This is a genomic window from Candidatus Neomarinimicrobiota bacterium, assembly GCA_041862535.1.
Classification (GTDB): Bacteria; Fidelibacterota; Marinisomatia; order SCGC-AAA003-L08; family TS1B11.
Genome location: JBGVTM010000334.1, coordinates 1 through 15,026 on the forward strand (window position 1 = coordinate 1; position 15,026 = coordinate 15,026).

Sequence of the window (15,026 nt, forward strand, 5' to 3'; positions counted from 1 at the left end):
GTAAACCATCCTGACACCACCACGCTCATCACCGGCCTGATCAATGACTTGACCTACTACTTCAGGGTCGCGGCGGTGGATGAAGCCGGGAACAAAAGCCTGTTTTCCAATGAAGCCAGTGCTACGCCTTTCAACAGCCATCTAGGCGACTTTGCTCTACTAACCCCCGCCGCTGATTCGGTCATCGTGCGCGAAGGAGTCGCTATCTGGGACTCCGTGACCTTCAGCTGGGAAGCGGCGGAAGACCCGGACGGCGATTCCCTGTACTATCGCTTTGAGCCGGCAGGCCAACATTCCTGGCTGTTTCCGGCGATGGACACGAATGCGACAACAATTTCCCTTATTCCACAAATCGATGTAGTGGCAAACGGCGCAGCCCACGACACCCTCTTCCTGAATTGGAACGTGGCCGCGATTGATGGGAAGGACACAACTTGGTCCAGCAACGGTCCTCGAGCACTAAAATTCGCTTTCTACTATCCGCCCTCAGCAACTGTCGCAAATAATGGCCTACCTACCGCCTTCGCACTCCATCCAGCCTATCCCAACCCTTTCAATCCCAGTGCCACTATCCGTTTCGACTTGCCGGGGGCCGCCGATGTACAACTGGTGATCTACGATATTTTGGGCCGAGAAGTTGTGCGCCTGATGGACCATCGCCTTGAAGCGGGAGATCATCACGTTATATGGGATAGCAAAGCCGCTACTGGCCAAGACGTTCCTTCGGGTATCTACATCGCCCGACTGGTGACAGCAGAGTACAGCAAGTCCATCAAGATGGTACTGCTGAAGTAGTGTACGACTGGAGATCTGCTAGATATAACGAAGCCCCGAAATTTCCGGGGCTTTCCTTTCTGATGGCTCGGGGCGTGATGTCTCGTATGAGAAATCTGAATTGAGTAAAGATTTGTAGCGAACAGTTGCTTCCGGAGGCGAATGTAACTATATTTCGATGATTAACGAAATGTACTGATTGCCAGATGAGCACTATCAGAGATGTGGCCCAGATATGCAAGGCCCTCGCCGAGCATCATCGCCTCCGCATCCTGAAAATGCTGGAGCTCCAACCCCTCTGCGTATGTGAGATCACCGCAGTGCTGCAATTGGCCACTTCCACGGTCTCGAAGCATCTGTCCATCCTCCGCGATGCCGGCCTCATTATCGACCAGAAAGACGGCAAGTGGGTGAACTATTGCCTGAACGACTTATCAGATCTCCCTCAGATCAAGCCGCTGCTCAGCTCCATCTCTAGCGGATTGGTTGACGATAGAATTATCCAACAGGATGCCGAAAATGTAAAATCTGTTGACCGATATGAGATCTGTAACGTTTAACAAAATTTTTTATCCTGATTATTTAGCCATCCAACGAAATGTTACGGGATTAAGATAGTCCGTGGACTGGAAAAACGAAACCAAGCCTTTCCTCTGGATCCTGGGATTTTTCCTCCTGGCCTATTTCATGCCTCTGAAAGATGGTCAGTTCTCCCGGGCGGTCTTTGAGGCCTTGGCTCTGGTGCAGTGGTACGCGCGGGAACATGTGCTGCTCTGCCTGGTGCCGGCCTTTTTTATTGCGGGAGTCATCGCGGTCTTTGTCAGCCAGGCAGCAGTTGTTAAGTACTTCGGCGCAGCAGCAAAGAAATGGTTGTCTTATTCGATCGCAGCAGTTTCCGGCACCGTCCTTGCCGTATGCTCCTGTACGGTCCTGCCGCTTTTTTCCGGCATCTACAAGCGCGGTGCCGGCTTGGGCCCCGCCGTTGCTTTTCTCTACTCCGGACCAGCCATCAATATCCTGGCCATTATTCTGACGGCGCGCATCCTGGGATTTGAACTGGGATTAGCCCGCGTCGTGGGCGCCGTTGTCTTCAGCGTCGTGATCGGCCTGCTCATGCACCTGATCTATCGGCGTGAAGACCAAACCCGGACTGCCATGGATCTCACCGTCCCTGAACAGGACGCCGGTCGTCCATTATGGCAGACCGCCTTTCATTTCTTCGTCCTGGTGGCGCTGCTGGTAGCTGCAACCTGGGGACGGCCGGAGAACACCAGCGGATTCTGGTACGCTGTTTTCACCCGGAAGTGGTTGCTCACCGGCCTGCTCGGACTGCTCCTGGCTTTTTCCCTGTATTCCATGCTGAAAATCAGGCTTATACCCCTGCTCACGGCCATCGTACTGGTGGGGGCTCTGGCACTTATCTTTCCAGGGCAACCGCTGCTCCCCTTCGTGGGCAGCGTTATCGGCCTGGGACTGCTCCTTACCATCACTCCAGGTGAACCACAGGAATGGCTGGCCTCCTCCTGGGGCTTCGCGCGCCAGATAATGCCCCTGCTTGCAGCTGGTGTGCTCGTGGCCGGATTTTTGCTTGGCTCTCCTGAAGGAGGTGGGGGCGTCATACCAGGTCAATGGATATCCGGTCTGGTCGGGGGCAACTCGGTTTTTGCCAACCTGTTTGCCTCGGTGGTGGGAGCCTTCATGTATTTCGCCACGCTGACCGAAATTCCCATTTTGCAGGGGCTTATCGCCAACGGGATGGGCCAGGGACCGGCCCTGGCATTGCTACTGGCTGGTCCAGCACTCTCATTACCCAATATGCTGGTGATCCGCAGCGTCATCGGCACACGTAAGACCCTGACCTTCGTGGCGCTGGTCATCGTGATGGCGACCATATCCGGACTGGTCTATGGAACCGCTTTCAGCCAGGTGTAACGGCATCGACATAATTAAAGTCTACAGGAGGAATAATCATGCTCAGTATTCTGGTGCTTGGCCCGGGCTGCTATAACTGCCACAAGCTGGAAGCCCTGTGCAAGGAGGTGGTGGAGGAACAGGGTATAGAGGCAGCTATCGCGCCCATAACCGACCTGAATCAGATTCACGCCCTGGGAGTGATGATGACTCCTGGACTGGTGATCAACGGCAAAGTGGTCAGCAGCGGGAGGATTCCCGCCAAGGCTACACTGGAACAGTGGATTCTGGAAGCCGCTCAGTAGTCGGATAACAAAAGCATAATCAAGCGAGGTAGCGATGCAAGGCGTATCGAAGAGACTATCTTTTTTTGATCGCTACTTAACCGTTTGGATTTTTACCACCATGTTTATCGGCGTGCTGGCCGGGTACATGATACCAGGTATTGCGGCTTTCTGGGATATGTTCAAATCCGGGACTACCAACATTCCCATCGCTGTCGGTCTTATTCTGATGATGTATCCGCCGCTGGCGAAAGTGCGGTACGAGGAACTCCCCAAAGTATTCCGGAACTTGAGGCTGCTATTTCTCTCCCTGGTTCAGAACTGGATCGTAGGGCCGATTGTCATGTTTCTTCTGGCTATTTTACTGCTGCCGGACAAGCCCGAATTGATGGTGGGGGTGATTCTGGTGGGCCTGGCCAGGTGCATCGCCATGGTCCTGGTCTGGAACGATCTGGCGAAAGGGGATTCCGAGCTGGCGGCGGGACTGGTGGCATTCAATGCCATCTTCCAGGTGTTGTTGTACTCTGTATATGCCTACGTCTTTATCACACTCCTACCGCCGTTGTTCGGTTTGAGCGGCGCTATAGTGGAGGTATCGATTGGCGAAATTGCCGTGACCGTGCTTATCTATCTGGGCATCCCCTTTACTGCCGGGTTGTTATCCAGCACTGTTCTACGGAAAATCAAAAGCCCGGATTGGTATTTTACCCGGTTCATTCCTCGGGTCTCCATACTGACCCCGGTCGCCCTGCTGTTTACCATCTTCGTCATGTTTTCCCTTAAAGGAGAGAATATTATCGCACTGCCTTTGGAAGTGGTGCGGGTGGCTATTCCCTATACCTGCTATTTCGCCCTGATGTTCTTCATCACCTTCTTTATCGCCATGCGCATCGGTGCGTCCTACGAAAAGACCACCACTGTCGCGTTTACGGCAGGCAGCAATGATTTCGAGTTGGCGATTGCGGTTGCTGTGGCGGTGTTCGGGATCAACTCCTCGGTAGCATTCGCTACGGTGATCGGTCCCTTGGTGGAAGTCCCGGTATTGATCAGCCTGGTGAATGTGGCGCTGGCATTTCAAAAAAGGTATTTCCAGAATGCTCTTGGTTCTGATACCTGAATGCAGATGTGGACAAAAATGGGAAAGAATAGAGACTGTCGAGTGAAGAGACGGCGGAAGCGATGAAGGTCGCCAGGTACATGAAACAGGCGATTGTGAACGATACGATCAACAATTCGCTCACCCTCCTACCGGCGAGTAAAAAATAAATGATAACGGCAAAAATACTCGGTATAGGCTGCCCCAAATGTGACGCGTTGGAAGCCAGAGTTAGGAGCGTAGTACAAAAGCACAATCTTGACGTAGAGGTAATAAAGGTGACGGACATCGAGGAAATGATTCGATCCGGCATCATGATGACTCCCGGTCTCGTGGTAGATGACGAGGTTAAGAGCGCAGGAATAATCCCAAAAGAAGAAGAAATCCTTAAATGGCTAGGGGAGAGAAAATCATGAGGAAAAAAATGACGGCATTCTATCTTTTCTTGGCCTTGATATTGGTAAATGGTTGTGAGGCCAATGCCCAGGAAAGAATTGTCCAGGATAAACAGGAAGCCGGTAAATCAGCAGCAAAGATTACGTTTATAGAGTTGGGTTCGGTGAGATGTATTCCCTGCCGGGCTATGCAGCCAGTGATGCGAGCGATTGATGGTAGATACGGGGACCAAATAAATGTCGTTTTCTATGATGTTTGGACCCCTGAGCAAAACCACTACGCAAGGGATTACGGCATAAGAGTAATCCCAACGCAAATTTTCCTGGATAGCACCGGAACCGAGATTCTACGTCATGAGGGATTCTTTCCAGAGAAAGAGATAATTGGATTCTTGGATTCAAAAGGATTAGAGCCAGTTACTGATGATTAAAACCTAGCCGTGATCGTAGACCTGTTTTCCGCACTCAGCGAGGCATCACAAGGAAGTTTGGGCTTCGCTCTACTCGCAGCCTTTACTTGGGGCCTGTTGAGCATCCTTCTCAGCCCCTGCCATCTTTCGAGTATCCCGCTGATTATTGGCTTTATTAATACTCAAGGACACGTCACCGTTGGGAGAAGCTTCAAGTTATCACTGATATTTGCATCAGGGATCTTAGTTACTATTGCACTAATAGGTATTATCACTGCCGCATTTGGACGATTACTTGGAGATGTAGGCACTATTGGAAATTATATCGTGGCAATAATATTTATCGTCGTTGGCCTTTATCTCCTGGATATTCTTCGTCTTCCTTGGAGTGGTTACAGTTTACGGTCCACAAAGCATGAGGGAATGATCGCAGCGCTGGTACTGGGGCTTCTATTTGGCATAGGCTTGGGACCATGTACTTTCGCCTACCTGGCTCCGTTACTGGTCGTGATATTTCAATTTGCCTCGACAAGTATATCCAAAGCTGTATTCCTGCTGGCTGCCTTCGGAGTCGGTCACTGTGCAGTGATTGTTGGAGCGGGGACGTTCACTACCAGGGTGCAGCAATATTTAAACTGGACAGAATCCACCAGGATGGCAACCTATCTCAAGAGAATATGCGGCGCTTTGGTGGTACTAGCGGGCCTATACATGATATTAGGGCTGCTTGTGCTGCGTAGCGCAGCGTAGCGGGATGAGCCCCTGATCTACCCTTTCAAAACAACTGCTTACGAATCTTTCCTCACCTTTCCATATACTGGCGGGTACGGCATACAGTCCCCAGTGAATAAACATGCCGAAGCGCGCCTCACGCCACCACGCCATGCGGGCATCGCGCTCCGCTCTGGTTTCCTGCAGGTAGTCTTTGGGAGAAGGCCGCCCGGTACAGGAGAGCTGTACCAGAAGACCGGTCAGCAGCGATCCGGTCAGAATCATGGTGCGAAGGTTGTTTCTGCCGTAGCCTTTCAGGCTGAGATTTGACTTGATCACACTGCATATCTTCATGGTTTTATCCTAATAGAAACCTGGCACCGGCCCCATGACGCGAGAGCCGCAGGTCTGTCTGCCGAACGATAATTTGGACAAATACACCAGGCAGGTTATTCCAAAGGGACCGGTGAGCAGCCCTGGTTCAGCGCAACTCCCTTAACCCGCAGGGTATTGCCGAACTGGTCATTGCCGATCGTATATAAACCGGGCCTAAACATGAATAGCGAGGCTGAAACAACAGAAAACAACAACCATCAGTACAATATGTTTATTTCTCAACATCCTAGCCGCCCGGAACGTCCCCGGACCAACCCATCTTTGTGCGGAGGATGTGGAAGTAGTCGCTGTCCAGCAGGCGCACCATATTGATATTCCAGGTGGCCCGCCGGGTGGTGACCACGGACCGGCTGTCGATCTCGAACTTGACCTGCCCGTCCAGCGTGAGGGCGATGCCTTCCTGGTCCTCTTTGAAGCGGATGACGATCTTATCAGTGCTGGGCACGACGATCGAGCGGGCCGAGAGGGAATGCGGGCAGATGGGGGTGATCGTCAATGCCTCCAGGGCGGGCACCACAATGGGGCCTCCGGCCGAAAGGGAGTAGGCCGTTGAGCCGGTAGGGGTGGCAATAATAAGCCCGTCTGATACGTAGTCGTTCAGCTTGCGCCCGGTTACCTCCACCTTGGTATGGAGGAGCCGTGGCGAACTGCCCCGGTCTACCACCAGATCGTTGATAGCATAGTAGGTCTCGAACTTGTCGCCATGCTGCAGATCCACGGCCAGCACCATGCGCTCTTCCAGGCGGTACTGATCGTTGAGGACCTGTTCCAGGGCCTTGAAGGTATCGACGGCGGGGACCTCCGCCAGGAAGCCCAGGCCGCCCATATGGATCCCGAGGATCGGAACCTTGGCCTTGCCGATAATCCGGGCGGTGGACAGGATAGTACCGTCGCCGCCGATGGATAGCATCACGTCCACCTGCCGCACGATGCTAGCCGTTGAACAGACTTTCACCTGCTTGGGTGGCTGGTAGGCAGAGCCCACCAGGCGGTCGGTCAGGACCACGGTTTGATCCCGCTCCAGTAGCCACTCCACCAGCGGGGGCAGGAGCTGCCACAGGTCCGCCTTGCGATAATTAGCGACAATCCCGAAGGACTTCATTCATCCTCCTTTGTATCCGACGCCGGGAGCCCGGGCTGCTCTTCGAAGCCCGCCGAGGTCTTCAACAGCATCTTGACTTTCTCCTCCGCATCGGCCAGCTGGGCCTGACAGAACTCAGCCAAACGCTTTCCTTCGGCGAATAGCTGCAGTGAACGATCCAGACTCACCGATTCCGACTCCAGCTGCGCTACAATGTCATGCAGCTGTTCCAGGGCTTCTTCAAAGGTCAGTTCCGGTTTCTTCTCAGCCATTGGCTAATTCTCCTCCAGGCGGGTAACTTCTACGCCGGCGGTGCCATCGCTCAGATGCAGCGTCAGGGCCTGCTGAAGCCCAAGGCCCCTACGGCGGGTGACCACCTGTCCGGTCTGGTCATCGGTGACGATCACGTACCCCCGCTCCAGCACCCCCCGGGGATTAAGGGCCTGGAGACCGGTCGCCGCTACTTCGAGAGCCTGTGATTTGCGTGCTATCAGGTGAGCTATGCCCAGCTTCAGGCCATCGGCCAAGCGTTCAAGCTGTTCTTTCCGGTTTTCAATGAGTACCAGCGGCTGACGGAAGGCGTAACGCTGGCGTAATTGGATCACTTGCTGTTGTAAATCCTGGATTCGTCGGCGGATCACCCGCTCCATAGCTGTTAACTGCTCATCCACATATTGCAGGTAGGCCTCCCTTTCGGGCACCGCCAGCTCGGCTGCTGCCGATGGTGTAGGCGCCCGCATATCCGCCACCAGATCGCAGATGGTAATATCGGTCTCATGTCCCACCGCCGAGAGCGTAGGCAGAGGACAAGCGGCCACCGCCCGGGCCACTTCCTCCTCGTTGAAGGGCCACAGGTCCTCCAGGGAACCGCCGCCTCTGGCCAGGATCACCAGGTCCACCCGAGCGTAGGCGCCGAATTCAGCCAGAGCGGCTGCGATGTCTGTCGCGGCCCCCTCACCCTGCACCAAAGTGGGCCTTACAATCAGGGTCACGTGAGGGGCCCGCCGCCTGACCACCTGCATGATATCGCGGATGGCCGCACCTGTCGGTGAGGTCACCAGCCCGATGCGCCGCGGGAACGTGGGCAGAGGCTTTTTACGGGCCGGGTCAAAAAGGCCTTCGGCCTGGAGCCTTTGTTTAAGGTCTTCAAAGGCCAGCCACAGCTCGCCCGCCCCCGCGGGGTAGAGATTCTGCAAGACCAGCTGATACTGCCCCCGGGTCTCATACAGGGTCAGACCCCCGCGAGCCAGAACCTTTTGACCGTTCACCGGGCTGAAGGCCAGTGAAACATTGAGCGAGGCAAACATTACAGCAGCTACCTCGGCCCGGTCATCTTTCAGAATAAAATACATGTGACCGGAAGTGTGGTGCTTGAAGTTTGATATTTCGCCCTCCACCCAGACAGGGGCAAAATGTGATTCCAGGAGCTGTTTCGCCTGACGATTCAGCTGCGAGACGGAGAGAATCTCAAGGGGACCGGCCGGCGACATCTATCGAGGGGAGGTTGGTTTTCCGGCCCCCTCCCAGGCCCGGAGCCACAGCACGGCCAGCCTAGTAGCGACTAGAGACACCCTGCACCACGCCATGGGACCGGTTCGGGAGTAGAGCTCGGTAAGATCTGCCTGTGGGATTGCCTCCGGATTGGCGGAATATCCCAGGACAACCACCGCTTTTTCAGAACCATTTTTCTCTTCAGCCTGCCCATTGACCAACCTGTGGATCTCGTAACACCAACTCCTGCCACTGGTAATAGTCAGACCTAGCCGCAGAACTGCCACCGGGATGAGGTATCGCAACGCCATTGGTGCTTCTCAGGCCCTGGCGGAAGCAGGCGTCTGTTAGCGCAGTTTCTTCTTGTGGCGATTGGCGCGTAACCGCTTTTTGCGCTTGTGGGTATTGATTTTACGGCGCTTCCGCTTGCGTCCGCAGGGCATGCCTATTCCTTAACAAATTGATCAATTAATCAAATGATATCTATTGCACCGAATCCGGTTGCAAAGCCTGGTCAACGGCAATCCGCAGGGTTTTGGAGGGTTTGAAAACCGGTACCGAACGCCGGTCCAAGCGAACCGTTTCCTGCGTGGCCGGATTGCGTGCCTCCCGTGGCTGACGGATACGTACGAGGAAGGTGCCAAAGCCCCGCAACTCCACCTTCTTGCCCATCGTAAGAACCTCCTGGACGGTCCCCAACAGGCCGTCCACAATTGTTTCCGTCTCCACTTTTGTCAGCCCGGTGTTCCGGGCCAGGAAATGAATGAGTTCACTCTTAGTCAGACCGGGGCGATCTTCCAAGAGATCCATCAGCTCGCTTCGGATCATGCCACCTCTCCTCCTTATCTCATGAGGTATTGCGGCAGAAGTTGTGGGAACCAGCTGGGGCGGGAGTTGCTTCCCAGCAGAAGATCCCAGAGGGAGATGCGCCGCCGTTCTATCGGCCTAACGATGACAGGGCGTTTCGAGCTGCCAGTAAGGGCCCCCGCCAGGTCAATAGCATCTTCGAATCCTCCCAGAACATCAATCAGGCCCAGATTCAGCGCCTGCCGACCGGTGAATACCTCGCCGGTAGCCAGTTCCTTTACGCGCTCCAAGGATAGATTCCGCTCCATCGCCACCACCTCGGTGAATTGAGCGTGAAGGTCGTCGATCACCTGTTGAAAGCTCCGGCGATCACTTTCCGTCGGGATACGGAAGGGCGAGCCCGCATCTTTCAAGGAACCACTCTTGATTACTTCCATCTGGACACCAATTTTGTCCATCAGGTCCGCTGCTACCGGGTAGTCCAAGACCACCCCGATGGAACCGGTAGTAGTACCAGGAGTAGCGACAATGGTATCTGCTGCTACGGCTATATAATAGCCGCCAGAGGCGGCCACTGTGCCCAGGGAGGCGATAACCGGCTTTGAGCCCTGCTCACTCATCTTGCGCAACTTGGCGTAAATCTCCTGACTGGCGGCCACTGTGCCCCCGGGGGAGTTAATTCGCACCAGAATGGCCTCAATGTCCTTGCGCCGGCTAAACTGATCCAGCTGGCGGACAATCCGCTCACTTTCAACGATAAGTCCTTCAATCTCAACCACTCCAACACGGGGACCATCGCCTACTTTCCAGGCTTCGGTCCGCGGTCGGCGGAACAGCGACAAGATTAATACAATCACGAAGAGGGCCGCGACCCAGAGCATCCACTTCAACGTTCGATCGTAGCGACTGGTGCTCATCCCTTCTGCTTCCAGATTACCAACCTTTGCCCAACACGAATATAATTGGAATTGGCACTTATGCCGTTCCAGCTGCGCAGCTTGGACAGACCCACACCATGAGCCTCGGCAATTTGACTCAGGGTGTCCCCCACACGGACAGTGTAGGTATACCTCTCCATGTCATCCACATTCGCCGGTTGAAGACTCGCCAGCCCAGTAGGCTTGGTCGAAGCCGGAACCCAGATAACCAGCTTTTGCCCTACCCGAATGTAGCTGGAACCGGGCCGTAGACCGTTCCAGAGGCGCAGCTTGGAAAGGCCAACCCCATGGTCCTCGGCAATCTCGCTCAGTGTGTCTATAGGGCGGACCGTATATAAGATCTTTTTCATATCGGGATTCAGGGGGATTTCCATCTGCCGGGCGGCTACGCTGGAAGTGGGCACCGGAATCTCCAACCGTTGTCCCACCCGCAGCCGGTTCCAGTTGCGCAAATTATTAGCTCTGGCAATGGCAGGCATGGATACACCATAGCGCTTGGAGATTGAGTAGAGGCTTTCACCCCGCCGCACCTGGTGACGCCTAATCTGCACATCCGCCAACACCGGTCCCACCTTGGAAGCAATCGGCTCGTAATTACGTTCAAAGGCCTCTTTGTGACCCTTGGGAATTCTAAATAGGTAGGGCCGGCCGTCCTCCGGCGGCGGAGTGGCATTCTGCCGCAGCTCAGGATTGAAAATACCCAGACTGTCCGGGCTGCATTCTGCGATCTGGGCTAACGTTTCAAAAGTGAGGCTTTTATCTACCGGCACAACATCCCATTCCAGCTCCGGTTCATTATTAATGATAAAACCATATTTCTCGGGGTCCTGGGCGATGAGGAAGGCTGCCATCATATTCGGAATGTAATTGCGGGTCTGCCTTGGGAGAATGCGAAGTTTCCAGAAATCCGTGGTCTGGTGCCAGCGTATGGCCCGATGGACGCGGGCTTCACCGGTGTTGTAGGCTGCCATAGCCAGGTACCAATCACCGAACTCGTTGTAGAGGTCTTTGAGGTAGCGGGCCGCTGCCAGAGTGGATCTTTCAAAATCGCGGCGTTCATCCCGCCACCAATCGCGTTTCAGGCCATAGCGGCGAGCAGTAGAGGAAATGAACTGCCACGGCCCGACTGCATGTTTCCAGGAATAGGCCCGGGGATTGAGACCACTTTCCACGAGAGCGAGAAAAACAAGCTGCTTGGGCACTCCCTCCTGTTCCAGAATCGGTTCAATAATCTTTCGGTAGCGCGATAAACGGTTCAGCCAAACCTGCATATTCCGGCGGCCCTGAGTGCGGAAAAATTGAATGATCCGCGCCACATGGTCGTTATATACAATCGGCAAGTGCCCCTCTCCATTGAGCTCCAGCCGGGATATGTCACCCAAATCGGAAGGGAATGACCGGGTATAACGGCTCAGCTCGTCGCGAAAGGCCGACACAGTAAGGGAAGTTTCCACTTTCTCCAGAGTCTGGCTGTCGTTTTCGTAAAAAGCGATGGTAGCGTTGAGAAAACGATTGAACTCCAGCCGCTGCAGCTCATCCATCATCGGAAGCTGTTCGACGTCCGCCATGGCTTCAAAAAGCAGGTCGAAATAATAGGCCGCCTCCAGGGTATCGCCCGATTTATCAGCCACTATGGCATCCACGAAGATAAGGCGGGCTTCCTCCATCAGCTCGTCGAAGCGGGACGCATCCTCATCAGTAGAAGCCAAATCCACCGCCATGACGCCATCCTCCAAGGGCGTCTTGGTGGGGTTCTCCTGGGCGTACAGCACTGTGGGCACCCACCCGAGTCCTAATGTAAGCATGAGGCCTACAATCAATCGCTGAGTTGTATCTACCATAAAGGATGCCAATTTAGGGTAAGTTTTCACCAGAAGCACTATTCCAGAATTGGGCTTTTACCGGGCAGCCCCTGGTGAATACGGTCCAGCAGTGCACTGGTACTGCGACCTTCCAACAGCGGAATGATCCGCACCTCTCCGGCAAACTCACGCCCTACCACCGCTTGCTGGCTGTAATCTGCCCCCTTTACCAAGACATCGGGGTGGAGCTGACGTAACAGAGCGTAAGGCGTGTCCTGAAGGTCGGGATCCAGATCATCAGTCCGCGAGGGTTCAACAGGGAAGACCACCAGCACATCTACCATCTCCAGGGCTCCCAGGATAAGTAACCGGTCATCCAGGGACATGACGGGGCGCTGGGGTCCCTTTAGCCGCCGCACTGATGCATCGCTGTTAACTCCCACCACCAAGTAATCACCCAGACACCGGGCTTCGTGGAGGTAATGAATATGACCGGCATGCAGCAGATCAAAGCAGCCATTGGTGAACACTACCCGTCGCCGCTCACGCTGGCGTTCGCGAATCCAACCGGCACAGGCTTCCCAGGCCAGCTCTTTAGCGATCACCGGCAACCCCTATCACCGGACACCAATCACATCCAAATGGCTGACAAAGGGTTTCAATCCACTCCAACAGCCCTTGCTGCTCGCCAAAAGACGCTGGTCTTCGGAGGCCCAGCCGCTCAACATGCCGCCTTACCCGGCCGTAGGGCCAGCCGAGGGGTAGCTGATACCACTCCCTAAATCGATTGGTGCCCGTTTTTGAGCTACTGAGGGGCAATAGCCAGTTGCCTACCACCTCTACAAGAAAAGGCCTTGAAGGAACAGAATAACCTCCTCCTGCCAGATCCCGAACCAGTTGCCGGACATCCACCAGGGACCACTTCCATAGCTTCTGAGGAGTGTGGTGGTACATGAAAGCCAAGGCACTCAGGCAGATTACGCGACCAGGGAGTCCCCGCCGGAAGCTGCCACCGTCACCGAGACCCAAATAGTCAACCACCCCTGAGAGGAAGGCGGGCAGGTCTTTCTCACCGGGCAGAAGAGTTAACCAGTGCCTTACCAAATCGAGTCGGTGATGATCGGGTCCCAGCCGACGGGCCAGGCCATTCCAGACGGCTGATGTGTCCTGGTCATTCCAGGCAGCTAACCGACGCCACCAACGTTGCATTGCCAGCGTCTGAATAAAATCGTCCTGTTCTGTAAAACCGTCGAGCGCCTGGGGGATAGTATGGCAGAGGGCCTGAAATGATTCCGGTTCCCTGGGAAGAGGCACGGTAGGCACTACCCGCCACTGGTTCTGGGACACCGCCTTAAAGGGTCCGGCGGCGATGACATGAAGAATCACCAGACGGTAGCGTGGGTCTGTCTGGTGGCGGTGTCGGTACCAGTCGTTCCACCGCCGGTGGATTTCCACGTCTCCCCGCCGCACCTGGCCATCGGGAAAGGCGATGGTTGCATCAAGATAGTCGGGTCCTGGCCCGCCGTTGCGTTTGCCCTGATGGAAAATCCGATATTGTCCCCCCAAGCCCCACACTGTCCGTCCAGCGCTACGCTCCCATTGGGCATAAAGGTCCGCCTCTCGTTCAGGACTTTCTTCAGTCTTGACCGGCTCACGCACTCGGGTCTCACTTTCAGGGCGTATCGAGCAGGGCCTGGATACTCGCGCGGGCACTTTGGAGGAGGAATTCACGATCAGCGTCTGTCAAATCCTTGGTTTCAATAGGTTGGCCAATGGTAACTCGAATAGGCGTGTGTGTCAAGCTCAGAGAGTTGGGCGGCACGGCCTCGAAGGCACCCTGCACAGCCACAGGGACGAGAGGCAATCGGCTGCGAAGCGCCAGGTGAAATACTCCTTTTTTAAAGGGGAGGAGCTGACCATCTCTGGTACGAGTACCCTCGGGGTACAGAATAAGGGAAATAGCTTTAGTGCTCAGGGCCAGCAAAGCGCGGTCAACCGAAAGCCGGGCTTGAACGCTATTCGAACGATCAACAGGTATGCTCCCCATAGCTTTCAGACTCCAGCCAAAAAAGAAAATGGAAAACAGCTCTTTTTTAGCCATGAACACTACTGTTCCAGGCAGTGATGCCAAGGCCAGCGGGATGTCCAGAGCGCTGGTGTGGTTACTCATATAGATATATTGCTGTCCTTTCCGGAGATACTCATAACCGCGGATAGTAATCTGTAATCCGGTGGACCAGAGAATCCAGCGGGCCCAGGCCCTAGGCCACCAGCCAATAAAGCGCTTGGAGCGATCCACCAACGCAGTGAGCATCGTGAAAGTGCCGAAGACCGTGGTAGCCGCCACAACATTTAAAATAACCCAGACCCGTCGTACCCACTTCATAGGACCGTTAGCCGCTCCTCACCATAATAAGGTACCAATGCCTCCGGCAATGCCACCATACCAGTGGGCTCCTGGAAGGTTTCGAGGAGGGCTACCAGCAGCCTTGGGGTGGCCACGCCTGAGCCGTTGAGGGTATGCACATAATCCAGTTTGCCGGCATCCTTTCTCCGGAAGCGGATATTGCCCCGTCGCGCCTGGAAGGCTTCGCAGTTGCTACAGCTGCTCACTTCCAGCCATTGGTCGGTTACCGGCGCGTAGACTTCCAGATCATAGCACTTGGCAGCCTGGAAGGCCAAGTCGCCGGTGCACAGTTCCACTACCCGGTAGGTTACTCCCAGCCGCCGCAAGACCTCCTCCGCATCAGCCCGTAAAGTTTCCAACTCATCATAAGAGGTGTCGGGATGCACAAATTTTACCAGCTCAACCTTGTTGAACTGGTGGACGCGCAGCAGGCCCCGGGTTTCCTTGCCATAGCTGCCTGCTTCGCGCCTGAAGCAGGCGCTGAAGGCGGCATACTTGCACGGCAGGTCGTCTTCTGTAAGAG

General features: G+C 54.9%; 19 protein-coding genes and 1 pseudogene. 8 read left to right on the forward strand and 12 right to left on the reverse strand.

All coding sequences use genetic code 11. From position 1 onward, the window contains the following. From ACETWG_11930 to ACETWG_11965, 8 genes are all read left to right on the forward strand, one after another. Window positions 1–795, forward strand: a 795-nt coding sequence (locus tag ACETWG_11930; protein ID MFB0517295.1) for a T9SS type A sorting domain-containing protein, incomplete at its 5' end; no start/stop codon positions are given. Window positions 796–980: 185 nt separating this feature from the next. Next, window positions 981–1,334 (forward strand): ArsR/SmtB family transcription factor, encoded by a 354-nt coding sequence (locus ACETWG_11935; GenBank protein MFB0517296.1) that lies wholly within the window; start codon window positions 981–983, stop codon window positions 1,332–1,334. A 61-nt stretch (window positions 1,335–1,395) separates the two neighbouring features. Then, window positions 1,396–2,706, forward strand: coding sequence for a permease (locus tag ACETWG_11940; protein MFB0517297.1), 1,311 nt, complete (start codon window positions 1,396–1,398; stop codon window positions 2,704–2,706). Between the two features lie 38 nt (window positions 2,707–2,744). After that, window positions 2,745–2,990 carry a thioredoxin family protein gene (locus ACETWG_11945; GenBank protein MFB0517298.1) on the forward strand — a complete coding sequence of 82 codons (246 nt, stop codon included), beginning with the start codon at window positions 2,745–2,747 and terminating at the stop codon, window positions 2,988–2,990. Between the two features lie 34 nt (window positions 2,991–3,024). Then, a complete protein-coding gene (arsB, locus tag ACETWG_11950; protein ID MFB0517299.1) occupies window positions 3,025–4,086 on the forward strand; it encodes an ACR3 family arsenite efflux transporter in 1,062 nt (353 codons plus the stop codon). A 149-nt stretch (window positions 4,087–4,235) separates the two neighbouring features. Then, complete coding sequence (locus ACETWG_11955; protein MFB0517300.1) at window positions 4,236–4,481, forward strand: thioredoxin family protein; 246 nt, start codon at window positions 4,236–4,238, stop codon at window positions 4,479–4,481. After that, complete coding sequence (locus tag ACETWG_11960) at window positions 4,478–4,891, forward strand: thioredoxin family protein (protein ID MFB0517301.1); 414 nt, start codon at window positions 4,478–4,480, stop codon at window positions 4,889–4,891. The genes ACETWG_11955 and ACETWG_11960 overlap by 4 nt, the downstream gene beginning before the upstream one ends. Before the next feature lie 9 nt (window positions 4,892–4,900). Continuing rightward, window positions 4,901–5,620 carry a cytochrome c biogenesis CcdA family protein gene (locus ACETWG_11965; protein ID MFB0517302.1) on the forward strand — a complete coding sequence of 240 codons (720 nt, stop codon included), beginning with the start codon at window positions 4,901–4,903 and terminating at the stop codon, window positions 5,618–5,620. Between the two features lie 54 nt (window positions 5,621–5,674). Here the strand turns inward: ACETWG_11965 and ACETWG_11970 are convergent. The 12 genes and pseudogenes from ACETWG_11970 to ACETWG_12025 all read right to left on the reverse strand — a co-directional run. Further along, window positions 5,675–5,866 (reverse strand): annotated as a pseudogene (locus tag ACETWG_11970) (alpha-L-fucosidase). 337 nt (window positions 5,867–6,203) lie between these two features. Continuing rightward, window positions 6,204–7,079, reverse strand: coding sequence for an NAD(+)/NADH kinase (locus tag ACETWG_11975; GenBank protein MFB0517303.1), 876 nt, complete (start codon window positions 7,077–7,079; stop codon window positions 6,204–6,206). Continuing rightward, window positions 7,076–7,330, reverse strand: coding sequence for an exodeoxyribonuclease VII small subunit (gene xseB, locus ACETWG_11980; protein MFB0517304.1), 255 nt, complete (start codon window positions 7,328–7,330; stop codon window positions 7,076–7,078). Before xseB ends, ACETWG_11975 begins: the two co-directional genes overlap by 4 nt. Before the next feature lie 3 nt (window positions 7,331–7,333). Beyond that, the gene (gene xseA, locus ACETWG_11985; GenBank protein MFB0517305.1) at window positions 7,334–8,548 is read right to left on the reverse strand and encodes an exodeoxyribonuclease VII large subunit; all 1,215 of its coding nucleotides are present in this window, start codon (window positions 8,546–8,548) and stop codon (window positions 7,334–7,336) included. After that, entirely contained in the window at window positions 8,549–8,860 is a 312-nt protein-coding gene (locus ACETWG_11990; protein MFB0517306.1) for a hypothetical protein, read from the reverse strand. A 172-nt stretch (window positions 8,861–9,032) separates the two neighbouring features. Further along, window positions 9,033–9,377, reverse strand: a complete 345-nt coding sequence (locus tag ACETWG_11995; protein ID MFB0517307.1) for an HU family DNA-binding protein — start codon at window positions 9,375–9,377, stop codon at window positions 9,033–9,035. 14 nt (window positions 9,378–9,391) lie between these two features. Beyond that, window positions 9,392–10,273: a signal peptide peptidase SppA gene (gene sppA, locus ACETWG_12000; GenBank protein MFB0517308.1), complete on the reverse strand. Its 882-nt coding sequence runs from the start codon at window positions 10,271–10,273 to the stop codon at window positions 9,392–9,394. Then, window positions 10,270–12,135, reverse strand: a complete 1,866-nt coding sequence (locus ACETWG_12005; GenBank protein MFB0517309.1) for a LysM peptidoglycan-binding domain-containing protein — start codon at window positions 12,133–12,135, stop codon at window positions 10,270–10,272. Before ACETWG_12005 ends, sppA begins: the two co-directional genes overlap by 4 nt. Window positions 12,136–12,173: 38 nt before the next feature. Further along, on the reverse strand, window positions 12,174–12,701 hold the full coding sequence (locus ACETWG_12010) for an adenylyltransferase/cytidyltransferase family protein (protein ID MFB0517310.1): 528 nt from the start codon (window positions 12,699–12,701) through the stop codon (window positions 12,174–12,176). Further along, on the reverse strand, window positions 12,691–13,755 hold the full coding sequence (locus tag ACETWG_12015) for a DUF2851 family protein (protein ID MFB0517311.1): 1,065 nt from the start codon (window positions 13,753–13,755) through the stop codon (window positions 12,691–12,693). Before ACETWG_12015 ends, ACETWG_12010 begins: the two co-directional genes overlap by 11 nt. A gap of 13 nt (window positions 13,756–13,768) precedes the next feature. Beyond that, on the reverse strand, window positions 13,769–14,482 hold the full coding sequence (locus ACETWG_12020; protein ID MFB0517312.1) for a lysophospholipid acyltransferase family protein: 714 nt from the start codon (window positions 14,480–14,482) through the stop codon (window positions 13,769–13,771). Continuing rightward, window positions 14,479–15,026 (reverse strand): aminoacyl--tRNA ligase-related protein (locus ACETWG_12025; GenBank protein ID MFB0517313.1); only part of this gene is annotated, 548 nt, incomplete at its 5' end. The genes ACETWG_12020 and ACETWG_12025, both read right to left, overlap by 4 nt.